This window comes from Thermoleptolyngbya sp. C42_A2020_037 (genome assembly GCF_015272455.1).
Classification (GTDB): Bacteria; Cyanobacteriota; Cyanobacteriia; order Elainellales; family Elainellaceae; genus Thermoleptolyngbya.
In genome coordinates, this window is record NZ_JACYLP010000025.1 from 1 (window position 1) to 26,066 (window position 26,066).

A 26,066-nucleotide genomic window follows, 5' to 3' on the forward strand; every position below is an offset into this window, starting at 1 on the left:
ATACTACATTCTGCCCCCATTTTTTGTATGTTGAGCTATCTTTCAACACCTCTGTTCCAAACGATATTAAAGTTGACATCGAAGTAGGCATGAACAACTCGATTTCTCATGCCGATGATCTCACTCCAAGGGAATATCTGAAAGCTCTTTTCGACGCTCTGGAGATACATTTGCTGTGGCCTCGCCAACAATTTCAATCAGCCGAACGATTGCCAGTGTTAGCACTTCGTCTGACTCCAAGTCGGCCTGAGTTTTACCCTGTGTAAATTCGCAGGCTTTTCTGGAATAGTCCAGCATATGTTGCAGGCGAGTTGTATCGTCAAGTTTTGTCATGTCCGCACATATTGAGTGACAGCTTCGTCAATTACTTCTTGCCGAAAATAACGGCTGAGTTCCTGAGGTGTTCTGAGATCCGCTTTCCTACCAATCATGGTAGACAGCTCATTTTCGATACGAACGATTTCAAAATATCCAATTCGAGCTTCAGGCAAAAACTCCACCAGAAAATCGACATCGCTGCGATCTGGATCAAAATCGTCGCGTAGGATAGAGCCAAATAGCGAGAGTTTGCGAATGCGGTGCTTCTGGCAAAAATCTGCAAGCTTGGCGCGATCGAGTGTGATGTGCGTCAGGTTTGCTGCAAGGGCTGGAGCGATGCGATCCGGCGACAAAGGAGAAGATGTCATAGGGCGAGGGCTGGTGACAGTAGGGAGCGTGGGGAAATCGTCTTGGTTTTGGACTTACTTCTCATTTTCGCTGAGTTTTGTGCTTCGATGATGGCACCTCCAGCTTGCAATGGCTGATAAGCCTGAAACCCAGGCGTGAAGCAATTCAAAGCGCAAATTTCAAAGGGCAAACTTCTCAGTTGCGTTTCTTAACTCCGTCCTCCAACTCTTCTAGCGCCTGAGCTATCGTTGGGAAGAAACACTTCCTGGGAGTCGAAGCGATGGGACGGCTGTGGTGGATTGGGCTGTTTTTAGCGGGGCTGATTTTGGCGCTGAGCCAGGTGCCGGGGCTGGGCAGCCGGGGCGAGTATGAATCGATTGTGCTGGATTTTCGGGATGACCTGACGGCGGCAGAGGTGGAGCAGCAGCTAGGGGCGATCGCCCAGCAATTCAGCATCACGCCCCGACTCAACAGCGCTTTTTCCGAAGCCGAGCAGGTCTACATTCTGCCGGGTGATAAACAGACTCTGCGGGCGTTGCGCCGCTCCGACCTGCGCCGCTACACCGAATCCATCGACCCCAACTATATCTACCGCACGCTCGACGTGCCCAACGACCCCGACTATCCCAAACAGTGGAACCTCCAGGCGATTCAGATGGAGTCAGCCTGGAACGAGAGCAAAGGCGCAGGCATGACTATTGCAGTAATCGACACGGGCATCGCGCCTGTGCCCGATTTGCAGCAGACGAAATTCGTCCCTGGCTACGACTTTGTGAACGACCGGGAAGAGGCGATCGACGACAACGGCCACGGCACCCATGTTGCCGGAACGATCGCCCAATCGACCAACAACAACCTCGGTGTGGCGGGCATTGCCTACGAAGCCAGCCTGATGCCGTTGAAGGTGCTGGGCGCAGAGGGCGGCGGCACTGTCACCGATATTGCCGAGGCGATTCGCTTTGCCGCCGACCACGGGGCGGACGTAATTAACCTCAGCTTGGGCGGGGGCGGCGATGCAGGCGTGATGCGCGATGCCATCGACTATGCCCACAGCAAGGGCGTGGTGATTGTGGCCGCGGCGGGCAACGCCAACACCAACGCCGCCGGATTTCCGGCCCGCTATGGCAACGTGATTGCCGTGTCGGCCGTGGATGCCACGGGAGCCAAAGCGCCCTATTCCAACTTTGGCGCGGGCGTAGACATTGCCGCACCGGGCGGCGCGTTTGAGGGCGAAAACGACGCAGGCGGCATCTTGCAGCAGACCATCGATCCGGAGACGGGCGAACCCGCGTTTCGCGCCTTCCAGGGCACGAGCATGGCCGCGCCCCACGTTGCCGCCGTTGCTGCGCTGGTGAAATCCGTGGGTATTACAGAACCAGAGGCGATCGCCCAAATCCTCAAATCCTCTGCCCGCCAGGTCACGGAAGATCCGCTCAACCACTTCGGCGCAGGGCGGCTAGATGCCAACGCCGCCGTCCGCCTGGCCCAGCAAGAAAACCTGGACGTGAAGGACTTCCTGCGCTGGCTGCGCGACAACGGCTATCTCAACCTGCGCTTCTGGTTTGATGGCGGCGCGGTGGCTTTCCTACCCAAACTAGGCATGGTGCTGGGGTCGTACCTGCTGGCGTGGCTGCTGCGGCGCTATGTGCCCGTGCTGAGTCTGTCGCTGGGGCTGGGGCTGGTGGCGGGCAGCAGTGGCTTTTTCCCATTCCGGGGCTTTTATATTTACGACCTGCCGCAATATCCCTTCCGGCTCCTGGGTAGCTCGATTCCCGAACTGGGCGGCGCGGTATCTGGCAGCGCAGCACTGAACCCCCTATTTGCCAGTGTGCTGATTCCGTTTGGGCTGGTGGCGCTGCTGCTGGGGCATTCCTGGGGCAAGTGGGTGGCCATCGGCGCGTCGCTGGGCGTGGCGGCCTGTTTGGGCATTAGCGCGGTGGTCGATCCACAGGTAATGGGACTGGGCGCAGGGGCGATCGCCCGTGGCTACCTGGCGCTGAATGCATTGCTTTCTTTTGGTCTGGCAACGTTGGCCGCCAAAGCCGCAGCCCGCGCCTAGTTTTCAGCCGCCTCCTCCTTTGGAGAGGGACTGACCATACTCCCAGTTGCCAATTTTCTTTCCTCAGATAGACCTTGCCAAACCGAGAGTCTGCGATGCTGTAGAAACCTCAAGCAAACTTGTCGATTTACGAGGGTTCTATGGCGGGGATGAATCAGTTCAAAACTTTGGCGCTGCTGGCGCTGCTCAGCGGCTTGATTGTGCTGGCGGGCTATCTGCTGGTGGGCAACGAGACGGGCCTTTACTACGGGCTCGCGTTTGCGGCACTGAGCAGCTTTGGCTCCTGGTACTATTCCGACCAAGCGGCGCTGGCAGCATTTCAGGCCAAGCCCACGCCACGAGAAGACGCGCCAGAGCTATACGACCGCATTGAAAAACTGTGCGATCGTGCTGAGCTTCCCATGCCTGCGGTGTATATCGTTCCGTCAGAGTCGCCCAATGCCTTCGCTACCGGGCGCGACCCCAATCACGCGGCGATCGCCCTCACCGAGGGACTCATCAAGCTGCTGCCGCCCGATGAACTGGATGCTGTTATCGCCCACGAACTCACCCACGTCCGCAACCGCGATACGCTGACGCAGGCTGTAGCGGGCACCCTGGCTGGTTCGCTCACCTACCTGGGGCGCATTCTGACGCTGGGCGCACTCTATTTTCCAGTGTCGCGGGCAGGGCGACGCGGCAACAATCCCCTGGCAATCTTGTTTTTGCTGGTGGTGGGGCCGCTGGCGGCGGGGCTGATCCAGATGGCAATTTCTCGCACGCGGGAGTTTGCCGCCGATGCCGGAGCCGCCGAGATCACGGGCGATCCCCTGGCGCTGGTTCGCGCTCTAGAGGCCCTAGAAGCGACAGGACAGAAGGTTCCCATCCACGGCAATCCCGCCTTTGCGCCGCTATTCATCGTGAATCCCTTGTCGCGGGAAGGGCTGATGACGCTGTTTATGACACACCCGCCTGTTGAAGAACGGATTAAGCGGCTGAAGGAAATGGCTGCACAAGCCGCAAGTTCAGAGACGAATCCGCCGACCGCGTTGAGTCCGTCGGTGTAGGAAGAGGGAAGAAGGAAGAGGGAAGAACGAAGAACGAAGAACGAAGAGGGAAAGGTGACGGGCATCCAAAATCACCAATCCAAACTCTAGAATCGACATAAGCCCAGACACTAGGATCGTTGATGCTGCCTAGATCAGCGCTTCCGCAGGCGAGAACACTCGACGTTCTGCCAGCACTTCGTGATAGAGCGCCACAATCTGTTCTGCCTTGTGTTCCCACTCAAACTGGCGGGCATGGGCGATCGCCCCTTGCGACAGGTGCGATCGCAGCGCCTCGTCTTCTACCAGCAGTTGAATTTTTTCTGCCAGCGTAGACACCAAATACTCGCGGGAATGCAGCGGAATAGTAAAGCCCGTGTTGGGAGTCATGTATTCGGCGATGCCGCCATTGTCGGCAACGATGCAGGGCAGTCCCGCCGCCATCGCCTCCAGCACCACCGCTCCGCCAAATTCCCGAATTGACGGGAAGCAGAAGAGATCCGCCTGACTATAGTAGCGATGTGTTTCTGAATGAGGAACCCAGCCCGCGAATTCTACAATGTCTTGCAGGTCAAGCTGCCGCGTTAGCGCTTCTAAATATTCCCGCTCGGCCCCATCACCCACAATAGTTAGCCGAGTTTTCGATAATGCAAGGGGCTTAATTTCTGCCAGCGCTTCTAGCAAAATATCTGCGCCTTTGTAGGGCACCAAACGACCGACGAATAGCAGGTTGATGCGATCGCCCTGCTCTTGTTTTGCACCCGGCCTAAAGAACTCTGTCGGAATTCCATTTTCGTAAAACAATCGGAGGCGATCGCCCAATTGAAAGCGCTTTTGCAGCATCCCAAAGGTATAGGATGACCCGGCTAAAATGCGATCGGCTTTTTGATAGGTTGCTCGGTATCCTGGCAGCAGCAGGCCCAGCCCTCGCAGAAAGTTAAAGTACGAAAATTCTCGACGGGCGATTGCGCCGAAGCCCTTGGGAAACGGTACACCGCCATTCACCGGGCCAAGAATAAACGGCGTTTGTCCGCAAGCCTGCGCCAGCTTCACCGGATAGCGCGGCATCATTGGCGTGATGGCGTGAACCAGGTCATATTTTCCTCGCCGGACATCGGTGTGAAACAAACGATAAACCCGATGATTAAACTCCTCGTATAGCAAGTAAGCCAGTGCGTTATGCAGCGGCCAATTCACCCGGCCGTTGATCACGGTTAGACGATCAACCAGATGATAATATCGCCGCATCAAGCGGCTTTCGGAAATATAAAAAATCTTCTGATCTGGCGCGACTCGTTCCAGCGACTCTCGGTTGCGTTCGTGAGTGATTAACGTTGCATCAACCCGTTCACAAATCGTTCTGAAATATTGATACCCCACATTAGGGACAGACGGTAAATCAGGATTGCACTGCTCAATCAACAACAGAACTCGAAGCCGATCCGCTGACATATATTGCTCCTGCTTGATCCCTGATGTAGCGATGTAGCGGTCTCGAATCTGCCTGCCGCAACGCAGCCTGTCCTTTAACGACTTCCTTTAAAGCACACCTACGAGTTAGTACTGACAAACCTCTGACCTCGCTAACGCCATTTAAGGACGGGGTGCAAACTTGGCAGAGTAGTGTGCGAAACGTTTTTTAATGTCTGAATTTTGCATCAATGGAGGGCGATCGCCCCAAAACTAGCTCCAAAGCCCTTGCGGATGAGCGATCGCCCTTTCCTCTCAGCGCCTCTGGTTCATCTCTACTTTATGAGGCTTCATTAAATCTTTACAGAAAAACCCCTAAGATAGACCGGGAAATCCCTGAGAATTTAGCCAGAGAAAAGTCTGTTAGAAGACTTTACAAACACGCTTTTTTACAAGCACGCTTCTTTGCAAGCACGCTTTGGGGCTTTGCAAAGAAGCGTGCTTGTTGGCTACCAAACTTTATAAACACCGTTATGACACTGATCAAACTTACCGCTGCCCAGCCCAACCAGGGTTCTCTTGTGCTGTTTCCCCAAACCATCAGCACGGGCACAGGCTTTTCCGTCAGCTTTGACCTCTATGCCTATGGCGGCAGCGGCGGCGATGGCATCAGCTTCTTTCTGGTCGATGGCAACGCCACGCCGACCCAGGCAGGTGGATTTGGTGGCTCCTTGGGCTACGCGCCGCGAAATGCCGAGCCGGGTCTAGTCGGTGGTTACTTGGGCATTGGTTTCGACGCGGTGGGCAATTTCTCGACTGCCACCGAAGGGCGCGTGGGGGGGCGGCGACCGCCGTTGCAAGATTCGGTGGGGGTGCGCGGCAGCGAGGCAAATAACTATCGCTATCTCACGGGCAGTCAGACGCTGCCCATCAGCCTAGACAATCCAAGGGGGAATCGCGCCCAGGCGCGGCGATCTGTGCAGATCGAACTGTCGCCAGCCGGGTTGCTGTCGGTGTTTGTCGATCTGAACGGCGATCGCGACTTTAATGACCCTGGCGAAGTGGTGGTCAATCGGTTCAACGTGGTGCAGGCGGGCAATGGCCCCGTCCCCACGACGTTCAAAATTGGCTTTGCGGCGGCCACAGGGGTGCTGACCAACAACCACGAAATCGACAACCTCACGATTCTTTCGTTTAATAAGCGGCCACTGCCGGGGTTTTCGGTCGGCGGTGCCAATATTATCGGGGGCGATCGCAACGACGTGCTGACGGGGGGCCGGGGCAATGACACTATCGACGGGCGCGGCGGCAACGACACCCTGCGCGGTGAAGCGGGCGACGACGTGTTGCTCGGTGGCCCGGGACGGGACGTGCTGATCGGCGGCCCCGGAGCCGACGTGCTGACGGGCGATGCGGGAGCCGATCGCTTTGTGTTTTCGGGACGCAACCGAACTCAGGCGCTCCGTACATCGTTGCTGCGGGCCCCTGACCGAATAACTGACTTTAACCCAGCCGAGGGCGATCGCCTTCAGCTTGATTTTGACAATCGGCTGAAAACGCGGGAATTGCCCAGAGCCTTGTTTAACGTTGGCGCAATCGATCAACCCGGCATCACGACGCTGGCTCAGGCCGTCAACGCTGCCTACGCCGATACGCGCCCCAGCCAGCCCGGAAATCAGCGGCTTGGGGCCAATCAGGCGCTATTCTTCGAGTTCCAGGGCCAGACCTACCTCTCGGTCAATGACAACCGGGCTGCCTTCCGTCCAAAAAATGACCTGCTGGTGGAGGTGACGGGCATTCAGTTTCGTCCAGGGGATGAGCAGCCAGGGGTTCTGTCTGTCAGAAACTATTTTGCATAACGCAGCGTAGTACTTGGATAGATAGTCAGGGTTGTATCGATTCTCGATTTTGGATTGCCAGTCGAGCATCTGCGGGGCTTCCGGCAACTTCCTTCGTAGCGTCACGGAGGGCAATAGATCTGAGGCGGCGGCATCGGGTGATCGGCTCTATGCGTAATTCAATCCATTTTTAGTGAAGACCTATAGGGTGAATCAAGAATCCCATTCACCCCAGAAATTTGCCCCAAGAAATTTACCAAAAGATTCCACAGGAGCAAAGCACCATATGTCTAAACCGTTCTGCCAAGGTGGGCGCGATGAAACGCCCGCTCCTAGCGACCCGACTGAGGCGGCCTGCGTGGCGATCGCCCGCCTGCTGCACGAATGGCTGCAAGAGGACATCATCGATGCCCAGGAATTTATCAGCACGGTAGGACATCTGCCCGTCAGTCTGGCGGTGTTATTTCCTCCACATTTATTTGATGCAGAGCCGTTTGATGCAGAGCCGTTTGATGCAGAGCCGTTTGATGCAGAGCCGCTAGAGTCCGACGATCCACCCTTCGATAGACCCTAGAAGCCCTCCTTTTTACAGAAGCAAATGCCCAAAAATTCGGTGACAATTCCTTTACGCTGATCGACATCAGCCCTGTTGCCTAAACCTTTGCTTCATGAAGTGGGAGGGTTTCTGTGTTTAATCTAGTCGAAGCGACGGTCAAGCCCTTGATGCTCAATCACCAGGTTTTGGAAGTGGCCTATGAGCTCTATCTGCAAGCGGCGGAAAGCAGCCATCCGGTGATTAATCTGCGTGATCTTTCTCGAAAAACGGGCAAGAGCGCCCTGACGTGTCGCAACGCGATTGTAGAAGCCAATCAGTTGGGGCGATTCCCCAATTGCACGTTGGAATCCTGAGGACTGACGGGCCCGGCAAAGTGGGCGGTTAAAGTGGCGATCGCCCCGTTATAAGATTTTCCCTTATCGCCTGAATTCGTAAACTTTGGCTGGCCACCGTTTGACTGTCCGCCCTATAGCGCACGGTAGAGCATCATCGCATCAATGCTTGCTCCATTGGGTAGCCGAGCGGCTTGGGGGACGCGGCCAAGGGTGGAAAAGCCGAGCGATCGCCACAGGTTGAGCGATGGCTCGTTGGTGGCAAAGACCAGGTTGAACATGACGGCGGTGTAGCCCTTGGTGGGGGCGATCGCCAGCATGGTTTCTGCCATCCAGCGGCCGATCCCCTGACCTCGCATAGCAGGTTGTACAATGAAGCCAGCATTGCAGATATGACTGCACCAGCCGGGAAAGTTGGGCTTTAGGTAAAAAGCTCCCAAGACTTCCCCAAGCGCAGGCGTAGTAGGCGATGCGCGGTTTGGTAAAGTCTCGGTTGAGGTCTTGTCTAACGATAGATTCTGTGGCAATGGGTCTTTGAGCGACATTTCTTGCGATATCGCTTCGACTAACATCTCTTTGGGTAACGCATCCTCAGATGCAGGCGGCGGTGCATCCCCCACAGCCCGCACCACAAAGGCATCCCGGCTCAGCCAATAGGCCGCAAACTCTGACGGAGAGAGTGGCTGAGCATGGGGATAGGTTAATCCTTCAGTTCCTGATGACGTTACGAAATAGTTCAGCAGCGCCCGCACGGCTTCGGCTTCCTCTGGGCGCAGGGTATCCAATTCGGCGATCGCCCCGTTGGGCAGGGTTTTCCGAATCGGCAATGCCAGGGGTAAGGTCGAATTTAGCTTAGGTTCTGCCTCAGACTGCGTTTCAGTTCTTGGTTCAATCATTCCAGGTGTAGGCTTTTTAGCCTTTTGTCCAACATTTTGTCCCGGTTCAGCACTGCTCATTGCATCGTTCTCCGCTCGCATGGCAATCTTACACGGTAGCTGGTTATTTCAGCCCCAGGTTTCTTCTCTAAGCACGTCAGAATCCGGCGAATCATTGGCGTGGCCCGCAGGCGGGCAATTTTTGATTTGGGGTGAAACCTGGCGACGGGTGGAAACGAATAGCCGCAAAGAGCCAGACCTGGACTGTGAGGTTCTGCCCCATCCCTTTGCGATGTCGCGGGTAGAACTGCTGAATTTGTTGCGATCGCTCCATCAAGCTCGTCGGCTCGCCTGGCCAGTTGCGGAGGTTCCTTTGATAGAACCCGTCCCTGCTGCCAGAGGTCGAGGGCGCAGGCGCACCACGACGCTAGAGCCATCGCCCGCGATTCCCGAAGCCCGCTGGCAAACCCTGCATTTCTCGTTGCCGACCTACACAACCGAGGTTGAGGGTGAAATCTCTCGACTGCCGCAATATTCTGTCGCGCTGCCTGACGGGGAGGCGGATGAACCTGGGCGATCGCCCCCGCTGGAACTGCACCCCTGGCAGATCGAGGGGCTGCTGCTGTCGCCGCTAGAGGCGTTTCAACTGCTGAATTCGCTGCCTCTATCTACGGTAGGCGAAGCAGACTCTTTTATCAGCGGGGATTTGCGCTTTTGGTCGCACGCAGCACGATGGAGCCTGGATCTGCTGGCACGGGCCAAGTTTTTGCCAGGGTTGCGGCTGCAAAATGGAACGGCGATCGCCACCTGGCAAGTGCTGCTGGATAGCGAGGTCGATCAGACGCGCCTCCAGCAGTTCTCCCGCCGGATGCCGCCCGCCTGTCGCACCTACCAGCTTCCCCACAGCGCCCTAGACAATGCAGAAGAATCCCCTTTCCCGGCGGCGCGGCTGGTGCTACTGGATTTTCTCAACCGAGTGACGGAGGCGCAAATTCGAGCGGCGATCGCCGCTCAGCCCCTCCCTGCTGCACCCCTGCCCAAAGACATTGCCCTGCGAGAATGGCTGCAAGCGCTGGGCACCGAGGAGGGGGCGATCGCCGCCGAGCCTGCCCGCATCGAGCGTCTGCAATCTGCGCTGACCCAGTGGACTGCACCCATCGCCCCGGTGCTAAACCAGCAGATCGCCGCCTTCCGCACCTGCTTCTACCTGCATCCCCCCGCCGCCGGACAAACGGACTGGACGCTGGAATACTTCCTGCAAGCCACCGATGACCCCGAATTTCTCGTCAGCGCCCGCACCATCTGGAACAACCCGGTAGATCGGCTGGTCTACCTAGAGCGCACCATTCCCCATCCCCAGGAAACGCTGCTAGCGGGGTTGGGCCTGGCCTCCCGCCTCTACCCCGTCCTCGAACCCAGCCTGCAAACCTCCCAGCCACAATCTTGCCGACTGAATCCCCTGCAAGTCTACGAATTCATCCGCTCGACCGCTTGGCGTTTGCAAGACAGCGGCTTTGGCGTGGTGCTGCCGCCGAGCCTGTCGCAGGAGCAGGGCTGGGCCAACCGTCTGGGGCTGAGCGTCCGTGCCGAAGCCCCCAAAGGCAGCGCGGGCATGGGGCTAAAAAGTCTGCTGAATTTCAAATGGGAACTGACCATCGGCGGACAGCGCATTTCCAAGGCAGAATTTGATCGGCTGGTGGCGCTGAACACGCCACTGGTAGAGATCAACGGCGAATGGGTGGAACTGCGTCCGCAGGACATCCGCGCTGCCCAGGACTTCTTTGCCAGCCGCAAAGACCAGATGGCGCTGTCTCTAGAAGACGCGCTCCGCATCAGCACGGGCGACACGCAGACCATCGAAAAGCTGCCCGTGGTGAGCTTTGAAGCCTCAGGCGCACTGCAAGATCTGATCAGCACCCTTACTACGGGCAACCAAAACCTATCGCTAATTCCTACGCCGAAAGGCTTTCAGGGCGAGTTGCGGCCCTACCAGCTTCGCGGCGCATCCTGGCTGGCATTTTTAGAGCAGTGGGGTTTAGGTGCGTGCCTCGCGGACGACATGGGTCTGGGCAAAACCATTCAGCTCATTGCTCTACTGCTGCACTTGCAGGAAACGGAACAGTTGGAAAAGCCCGTCTTGCTCGTCTGTCCGACTTCTGTGCTGGGCAACTGGGAGCGAGAAGTGAAACGGTTTGGCCCCAGCCTGCGTGTGTGGGTGCAGCATGGCGACAAGCGGCCTCAGGGCGCGGAGTTTGCCCGCACTGCCCAACGCTATCATCTGGTGATCACCAGCTACGCCCTGGTTTACCGAGACGAAAAAGACCTGAAGCGTGTCTCCTGGCAGGGCGTGGTGCTGGATGAGGCGCAGAATATTAAAAACCCCGAAGCCAAACAATCTCGGGCGGTGCGTCAGTTGGATGCCCAGTTTCGCATTGCGCTGACGGGGACTCCGGTAGAAAACCGCCTGTCGGAGCTATGGTCGATTCTGGATTTTCTCAACCCTGGCTACCTCGGCCCGCGCAACTTTTTTCAGCGGCGGTTTGGCGTGCCCATCGAGCGCTACGGCGATACAGATTCGCTAAAAATCCTGCGATCGCTCGTCCAGCCCTTTATCCTGCGCCGCCTCAAAACCGACCGCGACATCATCCAAGACCTGCCCGAAAAGCAGGAAATGACCGTCTTCTGCGGCCTCACCGCCGAGCAAGCCGCCATCTACCAGCGCCTGGTCGATCAATCCCTGGAGCAGATCGAATCTGCCGACGGCATTCAGCGCCACGGCATGATCCTGGCGCTGCTCACTCGGTTGAAACAAGTGTGCAACCATCCTGCATTGCTGAAGGCAATCGGGGAAGACGAGCGAAATGATGCGGAACCCTTTGAAATAGACTCACCCGCCGATTTCCTGGCGGGTTCTGGCAAGCTGCAACGGCTGACGGAAATGCTGGAGGAACTGCTGGCGGAGGGCGATCGCACACTGATCTTTACCCAGTTTACCGAGTGGGGCAAGCAGCTCCAGGTTTACCTCGAACAGCAGTTCAAGCGGGAAGTTATCTTCCTCTACGGCGGCAGTTCCAAGAAGCAGCGCGAGGAAATGGTCGATCGCTTCCAGAACGACCCCCAGGGCCCGCGCATCTTCATCCTGTCGCTGAAGGCGGGCGGCGTGGGTTTAAACCTGACTCGCGCCAACCACGTCTTTCACTATGACCGCTGGTGGAACCCCGCCGTGGAGAATCAGGCCACCGACCGCGCCTTTCGCATCGGGCAGACCCGCAATGTCCAGGTTCACAAGTTCGTCTGCACGGGCACGCTGGAAGAGCGCATCCACGACCTGATCGAAAGCAAAAAAGCCCTCTCGGAACAGGTCGTCGGCACGGGCGAAAACTGGCTCACCGAACTCGATACCGACCAACTGCGACAGCTCCTCCTGCTGGATCGGAGCGCCATTATTGACGAGTAGGCGATCGCCCTTCTCCACAAGCCGCCGATATCTGGCTACTTGCCGTCACCGGAACCGCCGCCACCAGCCGCACTTGTCCGCTGTCGTCGCGAACCCAGCCCTGAGCCTCGGTAAAGGGTGGAGGAGTGGGGGAGTGATGGAGTGATGGAGTGATGGGGTATTGGGGTGTTGGGGCATTGGAGCCAACCTCTAACCCCTGACCCCTGACCCCCAACCCCTGACCCCTGACCCCTAACCCCTGATCCGCCCAACCCACCGCAACAACCTCGCCACCCTGCACATCCCCCGGTGCAGCAGGCAGCCCACCTCGCCCAGAGACGACGAATTCTCGCTGTGCTAGGGCGATCGCCGTGCCTGCTGTGCCGCACCCTCTGGCGATCAGCCGCGAGGCATCTACAGGTTGGGCGGGCAGTTCGACTAGACCCTGGCTGGGGTCAACCACTAGGCCGTTGATCGTGACTGTGCCATCTAGTCCAAACTCTGAACTAGCAGTAATGTCACTCAGCCGATCGTCAGGGCGGGGGCGAAACGCAATTCCAAACAGTCCCTCTGTGGTGATCCGCACATTGCCGCCGCGTCCATCAAAGGCACTAGCGGTGATGTCGCTATTTTCGGATTCCACTGCGGCAATAACATCCGCATTAATAGAGATATTGCCGCCATCGCCACCGCCAAATCGTCGGTCAATCCCTGCATTTGTGGAGATAGAACTGCCATTTCTGAGGAAGAGCGATCGCCCCGCAATGGCAATATCACCCCCCAGTCCTTGAGGAATTGAAACAATTGTGGTGATGCGCCCGTCATTTAAGAAAACCTGTCTGGCTTGTAACTGAATCGTGCCTGCATTTCCAAAAGCTGCCGGATTATCCGAAATTGCATTCGATGAGCTATCAACTTGAGAATTGCGAATGGTAATGTCATCAGTGGCGCGTAGCAGAATATTGCCTGCATTGCCGCGCCCCAAAGTTTGAGTTGAAAGTCCACTGCTATTGCTGATTTCCAGGTTGCCACCGCTAATTACTTCGATTTCCCCACCCAATCCATTTCCGGTGATTAGAGTAATATTAGTATTGCTAATTAATAGATTTCGCCCTGCTTGTAAACGGATACTGCCTGAGTTGCCGCTGGTAAAAATCTGACTTCTAAGGCTGCTTGGGTTATCAGGGTCTCCCGCGATTTGCAGCGTGTCTGCTGCCTGAATAACCAAATTTCCAGCATTGCCTGGGCGGATCGTATTAAACGAAAGAACCAGGTTTGAAAGGGTAAGGTTTGGCGCAGCAATCAAAATGTCGCCAGAGTTCCCGTCTTGGGAATCGGTAGCAATCCTTATGTTCCGGAGATTGACAAATTCCTGAGCCAGGATGGCGATCGCCCCTGCATCTCCTTCAGTCGCATTGCTGGTTTCCAAGCGCCCACCATCTGCTGAGAATTGACGAGCAGCAATCAAAATTCCTCCTAGCTCACGACCCGCAGAAGCAGTTTGTACATTAACCACCTGAGCATCATTCAGAAAACTCACATTAGACAGGTTGCTGTTAGGAGAAAACTCAAATCTTGGGCGTGCAGGAAATTGCTGCGTTTCTCCCTGCCATCGTAATTTAATCCCTCCTGGCTCACTCAATCCACCTAGTTCAACCACACCTCCTGGCGCACTCAAGACACCGCCATTTAGCCTTACGTCTCCACCTGCTAATAGAAGGCTGCGAGTATTTTCGACCTGCAATCCGACAAAATTAAAAAACATCGAATCTGTGGAAGAATCGGCCGGGCGACGGCTATATACCTCAATGGGCTGTGGAGACATTTGGCGGTAGAGTAGGGCTGAAGGATTAATGCTGAGCATTCCAGGGGCAGTGGGTTGAGTTGCGCTAAAAATGCCGCGATCGCCAAACCCTATTGCATCAGCAGTCGTTGCCACAAATGATCCCGCCACATTTAGTTGAGCATTGCGCCCAAACAGAATGCCATTGGGGTTCATGAAAATCAGATTTACGTTTCCGTTGACTCCCAGCGTGCCGCGAATCTCGGAACGGCGATCGCCCGTCACCCTTGCCAAAATTGTTCGGACATCGGATGGAGCAAAGAAATAGACGCTGCTGCCTCGATTGATCCCAAACTGCCGGAAGCTATGAAATAAATTTTGCCCGCGTCTTGCGCCACCGTGAATCTGAAAATCCACATCCGAAATAGGCTGGACTTGTGAAGATTCAGCCCCCAAAGTATTGTCTGCAACCGGACGACTCCAGGCGCGATCGCCCAGACTCCAGTAGAGACATAGAAGGGCGATCGCACAATGTCTCCAGCACTGGCTTTGTCTAGTATTGCTTGGCTGATTATTCACAAGTTTTTCTTGAATTTATCCAACACAAAAAAGCAGATCACTCCACCTTCTCAGGGCTACTATTCTCTTTGTCTTTGGTGCTACTTTCATCTTGGATATCACTATTTGGACGACTGATATCGTCATTATCCATATCGTCATCCATATCACCATCTAGATAGTCATCCGATGGAACAAAGAGGCGATTTCCTGGATCAATAATGAGACGCACTAGGCTTCTTGCTGCGGTCAACAGCGTGATAGACAAACCCACAACTAAATCAAATAAGAACAGGATTGGACGCAGTAAATATTGAATCGGGGGTGGAGCAGACGTGGGCACAGACACCTCGATCACATACCTGAGACGTGGCACAACATTTACCTGCACCGTCGCAGAATTAACCGGGTCAAACAGCACATTTTGAGACCCAATATCCACATAGGAAATGTTGCTCCGACTGACGTAGAGCGGTACGCCTTCAGGAGAGTAGAGGTATAGATTCCCTTCAAATCCAGGGGGCACTGTTCCTATAGGTTGTGGAGCGGGAATTTCTGAGGGAACGCCCCACTGTAGCCATCTTCGTCTTGCCTGAACGGTAGCGCCCAAATAGTTTCCTCGAAAAAATGGACGCAAAGGCCGGGTTTGCCCCTGCGGTAACCCATTGCACCGGATTGCAGTCAGTCTCAGGATTTTCATCGCTCACTCCAAAGTCTGAAAATGCCAAAAGGAGCAGACAAACACTGCATTTGCCTTCGGCCTCTAAGATCGCACAGAAATCACCTAAGAGTGGGTCTTTTTCAATCTTTGTAAAGTCCGAACGATTCAAAGATTTTCTATTCACCTACTCAACCGTAAACTTCAGCTTTGGAACATGGTTAACGTTAGACGTTGCACCATTGGCTGGGGTAAATGCTGTCTGCTTGTTTCCAGGATTATCGTGAGAAACTTCTTGCCTACTTTCATAGAGGGGATCGTTGTTTACAGAGCGCAGGTCAATCTTCCCTCTAACGTTGACAGGTACATTTGCAGTAGGTTTTGACCCTGGTATTTGTGCGGGGTTGCCCCATTGCCGCCAATTTTTCGTAACTTCTACCGGAGCGCCAATAGGAATTCCACGAAAATAAGGTACAAATTTTTTGGTTTCGCCATTCGCTAAACCATCACATTTGATTGCAGTTAAGATCAGTTTCTTCATGACTTGAGCCTCCATTGAGATGCTGCCTACATTTTTTATCTTTGCTAAAGTTCTCAATGGATGCACTTCCCCCAGTGGGTACTTTATGTCCTTTGTTCTGTGACAAGGCGGCTAACCTGACGAGCAATTCTTTGCTGTGAGAGTGAGGTGTGGAATGAAGCTGGCTTGAGGATCTAAATTTTTCTAAATTTCATGGGTCTTTTTCATCAGCAGGATGGGCAATTGGCGATCGCCACGACTCCAGGAATCGAATTCAGGCTCTGATATTTTTCAGATATTAAAAGGAATCAAAAAATATATTGGACTGAATGAATCGGCTTGACTATTGTTATAGGTATGGAGAACACGGAGTACAGTCCACCATGAGTAGAGGAACGTTATTCGACAAGGTTTGGGACTTGCATACAGTGGGGACGTTGCCCTCAGGACAGACGCAGCTCTTCATCGGGCTGCATTTGATTCATGAGGTGACCAGCCCGCAGGCGTTTGCCATGTTGCGAGAGCGGGGGCTAAAGGTGCTGTTTCCTGAGCGCACGGTCGCCACAGTCGATCACATCGTGCCGACGGAAAACCAGGCGCGTCCCTTTGTCGATCCGCTGGCGGAGGAGATGATGCTGGAGCTGGAGCGCAACGCCAAGGACAACGGCATTCGGTTCTACAACATCGGCTCTGGTAGCCAGGGCATTGTGCATGTGATCGCGCCGGAGCAGGGCTTGACCCAGCCGGGCATGACGATCGCCTGTGGAGACAGCCACACCTCCACGCATGGCGCATTCGGGGCGATCGCCTTTGGCATTGGCACCAGCCAAGTCCGAGACGTACTGGCTTCGCAAACGCTGGCGCTGGCCAAGCTGAAGGTTCGCAAAGTGGAAGTGAACGGCACGCTGAAGCCGGGCGTTTACGCAAAGGACGTGATTCTGCACATCATCCGCAAGCTGGGCGTGAAGGGCGGCGTCGGCTATGCCTACGAGTTTGCAGGCACCACCTTCGAGCAGATGAGCATGGAAGAGCGCATGACCGTCTGCAATATGTCCATCGAGGGCGGCGCTCGCTGCGGTTATGTGAACCCCGACGAGACGACGTTTGAGTACCTGAAGGGGCGCGACTTTGCTCCCAAAGGTGACGAGTGGGACAAAGCCGTGGCCTGGTGGACAAGCCTCCGCAGCGATGCCGATGCCGAATATGACGATGTGGTGGTGTTTGACGCGGCAGACATCGAGCCAACGGTAACCTGGGGCATCACGCCGGGTCAGGGTATTGGCGTGAGTGAGGTCGTGCCCACGGCTGATTCGCTGCCAGAAGAAGATCGGGCGATCGCCCAGGAAGCCTATACCTACATGGATCTGGCTCCTGGAGCGGCGATCGCGGGCACTAAGGTAGACGTGTGCTTCATCGGCAGTTGCACCAACGGCCGCATCAGCGATCTGCGGGAAGCGGCGAAAGTCGCCAAGGGTCGCCATGTAGCGGAGGGCATCAAAGCCTTTGTGGTGCCCGGTTCCGAACGGGTGAAACAAGAAGCCGAAGCCGAAGGGCTGGACAAAATCTTTGAGGCGGCGGGCTTTGAATGGCGCAATGCGGGCTGCTCCATGTGCCTGGCCATGAACCCCGACAAGCTGGTGGGTCGGCAAATCAGCGCTTCCTCTTCAAACCGCAACTTCAAAGGGCGGCAGGGGTCTTCCTCCGGGCGGACGCTGCTGATGAGTCCGGCGATGGTGGCGGCGGCGGCGGTGACGGGTCATGTAACGGACGTTCGCACGCTGCTCTAAGAGTCTGAATTGTAGGAGTCTTAAGATGACCTATCGCGAGAAGCTGTTGCAAGAGGTCGAGACGCTGCCCGACTCGATGGTGGAAACGGTGCTTGAGTTTGTGCGATCGCTCAAGCAAAACGACCTGCCAGGAGGCGTTAATCCCAAAGTTTGGGAAGCCTATCTCGCTTCCAAGCGAGAGCGGGAGGAGGTGTATCGTCGCCTTGCAAACTCCTGAATTTCTCTCAATTGCAGACGTGCTAGTTATTCATGCTGACCAGATTGATAGCTTTGGCGGCAGTCCGGGTGTGCGCGATCAGGGGTTGCTGGAATCGGCTCTGGCACAGCCCCAGGCGACTTTCGGCGGCGAGTTTTTGCACGCCACGATCGCCCAACAAGCCGCTGCCTACTTGTATCATCTGGCGATGAATCACCCGTTCATCGACGGCAACAAGCGCACTGCCTTCGCGGCGATGGATGCGTTTTTGCGGCTGAATGGGGTTCTGCTCGGCTTCACCGACGACGAGGCCTACCAACTGGTAATTCGCGTGGTGGAAGGAGCGCTAAACAAAGACGAGTTAGCAGATATTCTGCAAGCAGCCCTACAGGAGTAGCGAACGTGCCGAAGACTGTTTTGATTACGGGTGCCTCGACGGGCATTGGCTACGCGACGGCGCAACTGTTTCAGCGGCAGGGCTGGAACGTGGCGGCCACAATGCGATCGCCCGCTGGCTCTGACCTAGCGGCGCTGGATCGCGTGATTTGTCCACCCTTGGATGTGACGAATGCAGCCTCGATTCCGGGGGCGATCGCCACCACGCTGTCCCACTTTGGGCAGATCGACGTGCTGGTGAACAATGCAGGCTACGGGCTGATTGGCCCCTTTGAAGCCTGCACCCCAGAGCAGATTCAGCAGCAGTTTGCGGTGAATGTGTTTGGGCTAATGGACATGACTCGCGCCGTGCTGCCCCATTTTCGAGAGCGGCGATCGGGCGTGATTGTCAACGTCGCCTCGATTGCAGGGCAAATGGCGCTGCCGATTTACAGCCTCTATCACGCTAGTAAGTGGGCGGTGGAAGGGTTTTCGGACTCGCTGCGCTATGAGCTAGAACCGTTCAATATCCGGGTCAAAATCATCGAGCCGGGGCCAATCAAGACGGACTTTTTCTCGCGATCGCTCGTTGTGGCAAAGCGGGAAGGGCTAACGGCTTACGATCCCTTCGTCGCCAGCGTCCTACCCCAGCTCGAAAACGTGGGCGACACCGCCTCGCCGCCCGAAGTCACTGCCCAGGTGATTTACACTGCCGCCACCGATGGCAGTTCTCGCCTGCGCTATCCCGCCGGGGGCAATGCGTCCTTTTTGCTGGCACTACGAAAGCTCCTCCCCGATGGGCTATTTACCCAGTTCATCAAGGCCGGCATGATCAAGGAGGTGAAGTAGGGATTGGGCGTTAGGGGTGGGGTGGGTTGAGGCGCGATCGCAGTCTGGCTAGTTCTGCTTCGGCTGCATCGGCCCGCTGTTTTTCTGCCTCAGCTCGCTGTTTTTCTGCCTCAGCCCGTTGAGCTTCTTGCTCTGCGCGCTGGCGTTCTAGCTCGGCTTTCTCAAAGCTCCACAGCAACAGATTGCCGTCCGAATCCCACCAGCGCAGCCAGTGGATCGTAGAACCCAGCCGGGGGCCATACCAAACGCCCAAAAACAGGGATAGCTCAGGAATCCAGAAGCGCCCCTCGGCACTTGGCTCCTGAAGTTGGTATGCTCCGTCCCTGAGATGCCGTACCTCTAGCGTTTGGCTGTAGGGATCAAACGTGACGTAGGTGGGAACCTGGAGGATTTGCTCATAGAAGAACAGTTTGCCGTAGGGAAATGTGGGGCGAATGGAATACTCACCCAGCTCCTCATCCGACAAAAATTCCATGACGATCGCCACCGGATCGCCCTGGAGAACGGGAGTATAGCTGCGGCGCACGCCCTCGCCCGTCCAGGGCAACACACGGGGCACGTATAGCCAGTCTGGCGCTTTCACCACGACCTTCTGGTTCACAGTCGCCACCAGCCCAAAGTTCGAGGCGATCAACATCTCTGGCTGAATCAGTCCCGCCTCGCCCAGCGCATCGGTGAGGGCAGCGGCCAGCAGCGGTTGTTGAATATTTTCCACAGGATCATCAGGCAGGCGATAGTCATCGGGGAGCGCTTCCCAGGTGACCTTGAGCGATTGGGTCGGGCGCGGCGCATTCAGAACCATGAGCTTTTGCGGGCTAAACTCGCGGGTGAAAGGGGCAATTTATCGGGACATTCATCAGACATTCATCAGTACATCCATCATAGGCGAGTCGGTTTTTGAGTTTTGTTGTTTTTAATTGAGGTAAACATCATGAGTCAAGTTCAAGCAATTTCCGGTCGCGGCATTCCTCTAGTGGGCGACGACATCGACACCGATCGCATCATTCCAGCGCGGTTTCTCAAATGCGTTACGTTCGACGGGCTGGGGACCCATGCCTTTGAGGACGATCGCGCTCAGTTGCAGGGGCAGCATCCGTTTGATCAGCCACAATATCAGGGCGCAGAGGTGCTGGTGGTGAATCGCAACTTTGGCTGCGGCTCTTCGCGGGAACACGCACCCCAGGCGATCGCCAAGTGGGGCATCAAGGCGCTGGTGGGCGAGAGTTTTGCGGAAATCTTTTTTGGCAACTGCGTGGCAATGGGGATTCCCTGCGTCACGGCGACAGGCGACGACGTAAAGGCGCTGCAAGGGGCGATCGCCGCTCATCCCCAGGCAACGGTAACAGTCGATTTGAGCGCGATGACCGCCACCTGCGGCGACCTGTCAATTCCAGTGCTAATGGGTGAGGGGCCGCGTCAGATGTTTCTCTCTGGCAGTTGGGACGCAACGGGACAACTGGTGGCACAGACAGAGCAGATTAAAGCCACAGCAGCAAAGCTGCCCTACGTCGCTTGGAGCCATGCCTGAAGTCCTTGCTAGGTTAGGGGTGCAGACTTCTGAAGCCTCATCAGCAAAAAAATTTCCGAACTTTGCAAAACCCTCCGGATACTCCCCTCTAGCCTGAGAACAATGGAGTGGTAGATGCACCCTGATTCAACATTCCCCCAGGCTCACGCGATTGAGTTTCGGGGGAATTTCTTTTGGGAGGGTATCGACTGCTTATCGACTACTTATTAAAAAATGGGCATCGCGTTAAAAAATGGGCATCGCGCCAGTTCTGACGCGCTTGCAAAGAATGCCTGCATTTTAGAAAACTTGTTGAGGCACAACTCGCGAGAACCCACTCATTGCGTGAATCCTGAGAGTTAAAAAACTGGACAGCTTTTGCAGAGTGAGCGAGAACCCCACTTAAATTTCATGTAAATTTCATGCCGTTCAAACGATTTTCAGCCCAAATTGCTCCTGACCCGAACGGCACTCCAACTAGCACCAGAAGTTGCGTCATCTGTCCTCAATACAACAAATCCCAATCCCTGAACCCCTGCGCCAAAGCTATGGATCAGACGAGGAATCTGCAATGTTGCGAATATCTTGCAGCAACAGGTCGAGGTGAGACTCGGCAGGAAGCTCATCTGTGGGTGGATTCGGCTGCTTTTTAGGTTTGGCAGGCGTTTCTTCAGGTTGTGCTGCCTGAACGATCTCCTGAACCAGTAAATCTAAGTAGGAGTCCATGAGCGTTCTCTCTTATCTATATGTCAGCGTACCCTTGTCCACAGAATCTGACCTCCTTATTTTGACTGAACCTGATCGGGTGAATTTATTCACGGGCTGCCAATCTTGAACCTCATGAATTTGCTCTGGAGACTGGTAAACCAGTGTTGCCGATAGTCAATATCAGGAGTTTAAGACTGGGAGGGGGCTGATTGATGTCGCCGATAGAGCAAAATGCTGGCGACAATCAGAGAAACAGCACTCAGCAAATGTACCGTGTTGAACGGTGTGCCTGGAAAGAACCATGAGTCGGTTCGCAAGAACTCGATGAAAAAGCGCCCTAATGGATACCAAATGAGATAGACCAATAGCAAATCGCCTGGACGAAGCTGGCGGGCAAACCGACGGGAAATCCATAGCAACAGGACAAAACCGGCCAGGTTCCACAGCGACTCGTAGAGAAAGAGTGGGTGAAATCGTGTGCTTTCAGGATACAGGATTATATCGTCATACGGGGGAATGCGACGGTTTTTCGTGGGATCGGTGCTGTAGTCGATGGCGAGGCCCCACGGCAGATTGGTGGGCGGCCCGTATAGCTCCTGGTTAATGAAATTGCCCCAACGACCGATCGCCTGGGCCAGTGGTAACCCCAGCGCGATCGCATCTAAGAAAACCAGTGTGGGCAGTTTGCGAACGCGGGTGTAGAGCCAGAGGGCGATCGCCCCAAAGATAAACCCGCCAAAAATATGGATGCCGCCTTCCCACACGCGAAAGATGGACAGCGGGTCTGAAAGGTAGTCTCCCAAGCGATCGCGCGGCGATTGGACAAAGACGTAGTAGAGCCTCGCCCCCAGAAACCCCGGCACCAGCACCCAAATCAGCATGTCCCAAAAGTCGTCGGAGGAATGCCCCCGTCGCTCTACTTCGCGACTGGCAACGGTTGCCCCTACAATCACGGCGATCGCCATCAGCAGCCCATACCAGCGCAGCGCAAACGGGCCAAATTCAAAAATAACGGGGTCAACAGGGGGATGCATAACCAAAACGTCTATGGCGCTCGCTTTATCAGGTGTTCGCTGGATCTGTGTTCACTGGATCTGTGTTCACTGGATCTGTGTTCACTGGATTCTGATTTCGCTCGGTCAGGGCAGCGCGAAATCAGCCTCAAATTTTTAGGTGGCAGGTTTTTAGGTGGCAGGTTTGAACCGGACATTTTGCCCTCCACTCTGCCCTTTGCAACTTGGCTCACTCGCTCTTCACTATATCAAGCCCCCAGGACGGTTGGGTGTTGGGGGCTTGTGCTGCGATCGCTGGCGCAAGGGCGCTGGGTTGTCCCCATTGCAAAAGCTGTTGGCAAAGAAGCGGACATAAAGCAATGGGCGCAGACGGGACAAATAAGCCTTTCCCAACTGCACCCTGTTCAGCCCTATCCAGCCCAATTCACCCGTCCTATCCGCGCTCCAGCGGACGAACCCCCGCCAACTGCTCTGGGATACCTAAAATTGGGCAGTGTGTATTGGCTCTGAGCTTGTTGACCAGTGGATGAGCTTTGGTGCTACAGCCCAGCACCATCAGATCCGCGCCCACTTCTTCGGCAACTTGATGGAGTTCAGCATCCGTCGCGCCAAACCGGAGGTGTGCCTCCAGAGAGCCGCGCCATTCTTCGGCCAGACAGCGAGCCTGCCAGAGGATACAGTCGGCCTGTTCCAGCAGATTTTGCGCTGGTGGTTCGGCGGGGTTGATGTGGCAATCGGTCAGGCAAGCTGGGTTGGCGTGGTAGTGGATGTGCGTACTGAGCGGGACAAACGATTCTGCCGGAGTCAGTCGAGGCAAGGTCAGGGTGTTGCCCACGCGCTCGGTCTGTCGTTCTAGCGTTGCTGTTTGGCGCGATCGCGCTCTTTGCGATTTCTGAGAGGGTTGGGGCGATCGCCCATTAAGCAGCCGATCGACCACGTACACCACATGCACCATGACCTGCTTCTGCGTTGCCAGTCGGGTTTGGTGAGCAATCCACAGCGTTAAATCCAGTGCCACCTGGCTATTGGGCGATCCGTTGTAGCCAATGACCAGATTCACCGTCTCATCTGACTGGGTTTCTGCGGCATCCAGCGCCGTTTTGCCAGATGCCAGCAGCATTTGCTCCACCAGCTTAGGCTGCCCCAGGGCATTTTGCAGACGCATCAGCATTGACTTAATCTTCACGATACTCACCTCGTCAGAAACAATAGACCGACAGAACTTAAAAACAAAGCTTTAAAGAAAGCCAAACCCGCTAAAACTGGAAATCAGGCAGGGATTGGACGACTCGATCACTAAAGGCACTAAAGGAGACAGCGCAGGAAATGCAGTCGGCATCTGCTCAGCCAGCACTCTTGGTGCAGCGCCCTTTTGGAGAAAACCCTTCCACAAGCGGCACTCTGATTTCATCGTCAAAACTCCCAAAACAGAATTTTGAAGATACGACTCCCTAACGCTGACAGAACAAGACTGCTGACCCTGATGGCGATCGCCCATTAGAACATCGATCGCTATAGATCGATCGCTAAAGATTCGGATCGCCATCACTAAACCAGAGGTAAATCCTCTGCACAAGCGGCAGACTCCTCGGCCAAATGGCCTAGAAGCATGAATTCTTCCCAGAACTGGGAAAAAGGCTCGGCGCAGACCCGCCCCATTTCTGTGAAGCAACCTGCCCTAGTCAACTTGCCTGAAATGACTCCATCTAAACCAGAGAATCCTGAGAAGAACATCTCCAGAAGAGACGTTTCCAATTACCAACTTCTATATCCGCCTATAACCACTTGTAGCCTCCTCAGAAAAACGCCACATGCAACGATCCAGCAGGCAGAGTGTGCAAGCTGGAGGCTCTATCAGTTCTGAGGACACTGAATAACTTTGCTTCAGTCTCCTCCCAAAGCCGACGGAGTTAGCTGACGGGCTAGGGCTGAGAGGTGCCCCTCATTGAGTACGGTAGAGCCAATGTTATGAGACCTGGACAAAGCCAGTTTCACTATACGCGGCAGCTCAAAAAGCTGCCTTCTACCGCACGAAAGATACGCCCCAAAGGATGGTTCCTCCGCTTCTGGTGTGCTGCACAAAGGGGCGATCGCGCACATCGCGCACTGCTAAACATGAACGCTGCCCGGATAGAGTAATGTCCCCAGAGGCAGTCCCTGATCGAGACGAGGATCTCGAAGGGCTAGCTTAGCAAATCACCACAATTGTTAGACCTCGAATTAGGCTGATGCATCTAGAGCTGTTCAAACATACCCTAACAATGATTGTCAGGAATCGTCAACAAAACAAAAAATATCGTTAAGTTCTAAAAAAGATCAGCCTCACCCATCAGTGCCTAGAGGGAGGCGGGCGAGGCTGGAGACGCAGTTAGGAGGTATCTTGTCCATAAGATTACTCGCAGATTTCCAAATTGTGCTGCCTTTTAAGATGTTCTTAAGTTTGTAGTGCCAATTTGGCGAAAATCCTTCAATTTTCGTTTCAAAGAATACATATTCGCGGTCTGCAAGTGCTGGCAGGTGAGGATCTGGCACCCTCAGCCTTTCAATCATGACCATAAAATGCCAGGTTTTTGAATCTATGATCTGGCTGCATCTAGCTGCGATTTGCTTGCAGAGAGCCAAACATTTCAACAGGCATTTTAGTAGAGAATGGCTTGGAACTTGCTCTATAACTCGCTTTACAAAAAGCGGAACGGACTTAATTTGAACTTCACGCAAAAATGAAGAAGTATTTAACCTTAAAGACAATCAATTGTAAGTATTAGCACAAATCTATCCTTGCGCTGAGGATGCTGCCTGCTATTGCCATTGCAATTACAACTCACCGATTACAACTCACTGATTAGGTAGATGGACGTATAGAACAACGACAAGACAGCGTATAGGGCCACGCACCAAATGTAAACCGCTACCAAGGAGAAAACTTTGGCAGCGGCTTGTGTACTTAGAATCGTCTGAAGGGCCTCTTCGCATTGCTAGAGAGCGCTGCGAAACCCAAAGGTGGCTTAGGTAGAGGGGCTGATCTTGGCGATCGCCTGGGAAGGCGGCATCACCACTTTCTTGGCTAGCCCTGTTGCGCGAAGCACCTGGATTGCCCACCAAGTCATGTCGATTTCCCACCAGCGCAGGCCCGCTTTGGCCATGTTGGGATAGGTGTGGTGGTTATTGTGCCAGCCTTCGCCATAGGCAAAAAGGGCGGCCCACCAGAGATTACGAGAGTTGTCGTCGGAGTCGAAGTTGCGATAGCCGAACATATGGGTGGCAGAGTTGATAAACCAAGTGCTGTGCCACACCAAAACCGTCCTGACAAAGATGCCGTACAGCACAAACTGCCAGCCGCCGAGGGCATACAGCACGGCTGCCAAAGGAATTTGCAAGAACAGGAAGTAGCGATCGAGGAACTGGTAATAGGGATCACGCGCCATGTCGGGGGCGAAGCGGCGATAGGCTTCTTTGTTAAAGAATTCTTCGCGGGGGAAAATCATCCACAGCAAGTGGCTCCACCAAAAGCCCAGACTGGCGGCGTAGGGGTCTTTTTCTTCCTCTTCGGTGTGGGCGTGGTGCAGGCGGTGGCTAGCAACCCAGAAGATGGGGCCGCCTTCTACCGCCAGAGCGCCGATGGTGCCCAGGATGTATTCCAGCCACTTGGGAACCTGAAAGCTGCGGTGCGTCAGCAGGCGATGGTAGCCCAGACAAATGCCGATGCTAGCGGTGAGCCAGTGCAGAAACAGCATGACCCCCAGGGCTGCCCAGGAGAAGTTGAATGGGGCAGTGAGTGCAAGAATGTGGTACACCCCAAAGAAAAAGACGTGTCCCAAACTCATCGGGGGTAGCTTGATACCCTTGAGAGTGGGGCTAAATGAAATCAATGACATAGATCATCCTTAGTGATGAGGCTTGCAGGCCTACTGGGCG

The 26,066-nt window shown here is 55.0% G+C and carries 24 protein-coding genes and 1 riboswitch; of the genes, 11 read left to right on the forward strand and 13 right to left on the reverse strand.

Going from position 1 to position 26,066, the window contains the following annotated elements:
* Positions 1-35: 35 nt before the first annotated feature.
* Genes IGS16_RS22320 through IGS16_RS07245 form a run of 3 tightly spaced genes read right to left on the reverse strand, consistent with a single transcriptional unit; the run spans position 36 to position 686 of the window.
* Entirely contained in the window at positions 36-170 is a 135-nt protein-coding gene (locus tag IGS16_RS22320; protein WP_367185748.1) for a DUF86 domain-containing protein, read from the reverse strand.
* Positions 121-333: a HepT-like ribonuclease domain-containing protein gene (locus tag IGS16_RS07240; protein WP_297084605.1), complete on the reverse strand. Its 213-nt coding sequence runs from the start codon at positions 331-333 to the stop codon at positions 121-123. Before IGS16_RS07240 ends, IGS16_RS22320 begins: the two co-directional genes overlap by 50 nt.
* Positions 330-686: a nucleotidyltransferase domain-containing protein gene (locus IGS16_RS07245; protein WP_297084608.1), complete on the reverse strand. Its 357-nt coding sequence runs from the start codon at positions 684-686 to the stop codon at positions 330-332. The genes IGS16_RS07240 and IGS16_RS07245 overlap by 4 nt, the downstream gene beginning before the upstream one ends.
* A gap of 260 nt (positions 687-946) precedes the next feature.
* On the opposite strand from IGS16_RS07245, the gene IGS16_RS07250 reads away from it, so the two are divergent.
* Both IGS16_RS07250 and IGS16_RS07255 read left to right on the forward strand, forming a co-directional pair.
* The gene (locus IGS16_RS07250) at positions 947-2,725 is read left to right on the forward strand and encodes a DUF5942 domain-containing protein (RefSeq protein WP_297084610.1); all 1,779 of its coding nucleotides are present in this window, start codon (positions 947-949) and stop codon (positions 2,723-2,725) included.
* A gap of 140 nt (positions 2,726-2,865) precedes the next feature.
* A complete protein-coding gene (locus IGS16_RS07255) occupies positions 2,866-3,771 on the forward strand; it encodes a M48 family metalloprotease (protein ID WP_297084612.1) in 906 nt (301 codons plus the stop codon).
* Between the two features lie 129 nt (positions 3,772-3,900).
* Here the strand turns inward: IGS16_RS07255 and IGS16_RS07260 are convergent, their stop codons facing one another.
* Positions 3,901-5,202: a glycosyltransferase family 4 protein gene (locus tag IGS16_RS07260; RefSeq protein WP_297084614.1), complete on the reverse strand. Its 1,302-nt coding sequence runs from the start codon at positions 5,200-5,202 to the stop codon at positions 3,901-3,903.
* 491 nt (positions 5,203-5,693) lie between these two features.
* Here IGS16_RS07260 and IGS16_RS07265 point away from each other — a divergent pair, with 491 nt between their 5' ends.
* The 3 genes from IGS16_RS07265 (at position 5,694) to IGS16_RS07275 (ending at position 7,907) form a co-directional block, all read left to right on the forward strand.
* Positions 5,694-7,019: a bluetail domain-containing putative surface protein gene (locus IGS16_RS07265; RefSeq protein WP_297084615.1), complete on the forward strand. Its 1,326-nt coding sequence runs from the start codon at positions 5,694-5,696 to the stop codon at positions 7,017-7,019.
* 265 nt (positions 7,020-7,284) lie between these two features.
* Positions 7,285-7,572, forward strand: coding sequence for a hypothetical protein (locus IGS16_RS07270; protein WP_297084616.1), 288 nt, complete (start codon positions 7,285-7,287; stop codon positions 7,570-7,572).
* A gap of 113 nt (positions 7,573-7,685) precedes the next feature.
* Positions 7,686-7,907 carry a hypothetical protein gene (locus IGS16_RS07275; RefSeq protein WP_297084617.1) on the forward strand — a complete coding sequence of 74 codons (222 nt, stop codon included), beginning with the start codon at positions 7,686-7,688 and terminating at the stop codon, positions 7,905-7,907.
* A 113-nt stretch (positions 7,908-8,020) separates the two neighbouring features.
* Here IGS16_RS07275 and IGS16_RS07280 read toward each other — a convergent pair whose 3' ends face one another.
* Positions 8,021-8,719, reverse strand: coding sequence for an N-acetyltransferase family protein (locus IGS16_RS07280; protein WP_367185753.1), 699 nt, complete (start codon positions 8,717-8,719; stop codon positions 8,021-8,023).
* 142 nt (positions 8,720-8,861) lie between these two features.
* Here IGS16_RS07280 and IGS16_RS07285 point away from each other — a divergent pair, with 142 nt between their 5' ends.
* A complete protein-coding gene (locus IGS16_RS07285; RefSeq protein WP_297084620.1) occupies positions 8,862-12,218 on the forward strand; it encodes a DEAD/DEAH box helicase in 3,357 nt (1,118 codons plus the stop codon).
* Here IGS16_RS07285 and IGS16_RS07290 read toward each other — a convergent pair.
* From IGS16_RS07290 to IGS16_RS07300, 3 genes are all read right to left on the reverse strand, one after another.
* Positions 12,205-14,559 (reverse strand): filamentous hemagglutinin N-terminal domain-containing protein, encoded by a 2,355-nt coding sequence (locus IGS16_RS07290; RefSeq protein ID WP_297084622.1) that lies wholly within the window; start codon positions 14,557-14,559, stop codon positions 12,205-12,207. The genes IGS16_RS07285 and IGS16_RS07290 overlap by 14 nt on opposite strands.
* 37 nt (positions 14,560-14,596) lie before the next feature.
* Positions 14,597-15,148, reverse strand: coding sequence for a hypothetical protein (locus IGS16_RS07295; protein ID WP_297084624.1), 552 nt, complete (start codon positions 15,146-15,148; stop codon positions 14,597-14,599).
* A gap of 235 nt (positions 15,149-15,383) precedes the next feature.
* Positions 15,384-15,737, reverse strand: a complete 354-nt coding sequence (locus IGS16_RS07300; RefSeq protein ID WP_297084627.1) for a hypothetical protein — start codon at positions 15,735-15,737, stop codon at positions 15,384-15,386.
* A gap of 362 nt (positions 15,738-16,099) precedes the next feature.
* Between IGS16_RS07300 and leuC the strand changes: the two genes are divergently transcribed.
* From leuC to IGS16_RS07320, 4 genes are read left to right on the forward strand one after another with little or no spacing between them, the layout of a single operon-like run.
* Positions 16,100-17,503 carry a 3-isopropylmalate dehydratase large subunit gene (leuC, locus tag IGS16_RS07305; protein WP_297084628.1) on the forward strand — a complete coding sequence of 468 codons (1,404 nt, stop codon included), beginning with the start codon at positions 16,100-16,102 and terminating at the stop codon, positions 17,501-17,503.
* A gap of 25 nt (positions 17,504-17,528) precedes the next feature.
* A complete protein-coding gene (locus IGS16_RS07310) occupies positions 17,529-17,720 on the forward strand; it encodes a hypothetical protein (RefSeq protein ID WP_297084630.1) in 192 nt (63 codons plus the stop codon).
* Positions 17,707-18,096, forward strand: a complete 390-nt coding sequence (locus IGS16_RS07315; protein WP_297084631.1) for a type II toxin-antitoxin system death-on-curing family toxin — start codon at positions 17,707-17,709, stop codon at positions 18,094-18,096. Before IGS16_RS07310 ends, IGS16_RS07315 begins: the two co-directional genes overlap by 14 nt.
* A gap of 5 nt (positions 18,097-18,101) precedes the next feature.
* Positions 18,102-18,923: an SDR family oxidoreductase gene (locus tag IGS16_RS07320; RefSeq protein ID WP_297084633.1), complete on the forward strand. Its 822-nt coding sequence runs from the start codon at positions 18,102-18,104 to the stop codon at positions 18,921-18,923.
* 10 nt (positions 18,924-18,933) lie between these two features.
* Here IGS16_RS07320 and IGS16_RS07325 read toward each other — a convergent pair whose 3' ends face one another.
* Complete coding sequence (locus IGS16_RS07325) at positions 18,934-19,725, reverse strand: Uma2 family endonuclease (RefSeq protein ID WP_297084635.1); 792 nt, start codon at positions 19,723-19,725, stop codon at positions 18,934-18,936.
* Positions 19,726-19,851: 126 nt separating this feature from the next.
* On the opposite strand from IGS16_RS07325, the gene leuD reads away from it, so the two are divergent.
* On the forward strand, positions 19,852-20,451 hold the full coding sequence (gene leuD, locus IGS16_RS07330; protein WP_297084751.1) for a 3-isopropylmalate dehydratase small subunit: 600 nt from the start codon (positions 19,852-19,854) through the stop codon (positions 20,449-20,451).
* Positions 20,452-20,976: 525 nt separating this feature from the next.
* Here leuD and IGS16_RS07335 read toward each other — a convergent pair.
* From IGS16_RS07335 to IGS16_RS07350, 4 genes are all read right to left on the reverse strand, one after another.
* Positions 20,977-21,156, reverse strand: coding sequence for a hypothetical protein (locus IGS16_RS07335; protein WP_172354454.1), 180 nt, complete (start codon positions 21,154-21,156; stop codon positions 20,977-20,979).
* Between the two features lie 170 nt (positions 21,157-21,326).
* The gene (lgt, locus tag IGS16_RS07340) at positions 21,327-22,172 is read right to left on the reverse strand and encodes a prolipoprotein diacylglyceryl transferase (RefSeq protein WP_068512152.1); all 846 of its coding nucleotides are present in this window, start codon (positions 22,170-22,172) and stop codon (positions 21,327-21,329) included.
* Between the two features lie 412 nt (positions 22,173-22,584).
* Positions 22,585-23,337, reverse strand: a complete 753-nt coding sequence (locus IGS16_RS07345; RefSeq protein ID WP_297084639.1) for a universal stress protein — start codon at positions 23,335-23,337, stop codon at positions 22,585-22,587.
* A gap of 698 nt (positions 23,338-24,035) precedes the next feature.
* Positions 24,036-24,250: riboswitch (cyclic di-AMP (ydaO/yuaA leader) on the reverse strand.
* 906 nt (positions 24,251-25,156) lie between these two features.
* A complete protein-coding gene (locus tag IGS16_RS07350; RefSeq protein WP_297084753.1) occupies positions 25,157-25,975 on the reverse strand; it encodes a fatty acid desaturase in 819 nt (272 codons plus the stop codon).
* Between the last annotated feature and the right edge of the window lie 91 nt (positions 25,976-26,066).

Coding starts and splice junctions, on each gene's coding strand:
- IGS16_RS07335 (WP_172354454.1), bottom strand. CDS start 21,156: ATGGACTCCTACTTAGATTTACTGGTTCAGGAGATCGTTCAGGCAGCA.
- IGS16_RS07240 (WP_297084605.1), bottom strand. CDS start 333: ATGACAAAACTTGACGATACAACTCGCCTGCAACATATGCTGGACTAT.
- IGS16_RS07260 (WP_297084614.1), bottom strand. CDS start 5,202: ATGTCAGCGGATCGGCTTCGAGTTCTGTTGTTGATTGAGCAGTGCAAT.
- IGS16_RS07325 (WP_297084635.1), bottom strand. CDS start 19,725: ATGGTTCTGAATGCGCCGCGCCCGACCCAATCGCTCAAGGTCACCTGG.
- lgt (WP_068512152.1), bottom strand. CDS start 22,172: ATGCATCCCCCTGTTGACCCCGTTATTTTTGAATTTGGCCCGTTTGCG.
- IGS16_RS07350 (WP_297084753.1), bottom strand. CDS start 25,975: ATGAGTTTGGGACACGTCTTTTTCTTTGGGGTGTACCACATTCTTGCA.
- IGS16_RS07255 (WP_297084612.1), top strand. CDS start 2,866: ATGGCGGGGATGAATCAGTTCAAAACTTTGGCGCTGCTGGCGCTGCTC.
- IGS16_RS07265 (WP_297084615.1), top strand. CDS start 5,694: ATGACACTGATCAAACTTACCGCTGCCCAGCCCAACCAGGGTTCTCTT.
- leuC (WP_297084628.1), top strand. CDS start 16,100: ATGAGTAGAGGAACGTTATTCGACAAGGTTTGGGACTTGCATACAGTG.
- IGS16_RS07245 (WP_297084608.1), bottom strand. CDS start 686: ATGACATCTTCTCCTTTGTCGCCGGATCGCATCGCTCCAGCCCTTGCA.
- IGS16_RS07270 (WP_297084616.1), top strand. CDS start 7,285: ATGTCTAAACCGTTCTGCCAAGGTGGGCGCGATGAAACGCCCGCTCCT.
- IGS16_RS07300 (WP_297084627.1), bottom strand. CDS start 15,737: ATGAAGAAACTGATCTTAACTGCAATCAAATGTGATGGTTTAGCGAAT.
- IGS16_RS22320 (WP_367185748.1), bottom strand. CDS start 170: ATGTATCTCCAGAGCGTCGAAAAGAGCTTTCAGATATTCCCTTGGAGT.
- IGS16_RS07250 (WP_297084610.1), top strand. CDS start 947: ATGGGACGGCTGTGGTGGATTGGGCTGTTTTTAGCGGGGCTGATTTTG.
- IGS16_RS07310 (WP_297084630.1), top strand. CDS start 17,529: ATGACCTATCGCGAGAAGCTGTTGCAAGAGGTCGAGACGCTGCCCGAC.
- IGS16_RS07285 (WP_297084620.1), top strand. CDS start 8,862: ATGGCAATCTTACACGGTAGCTGGTTATTTCAGCCCCAGGTTTCTTCT.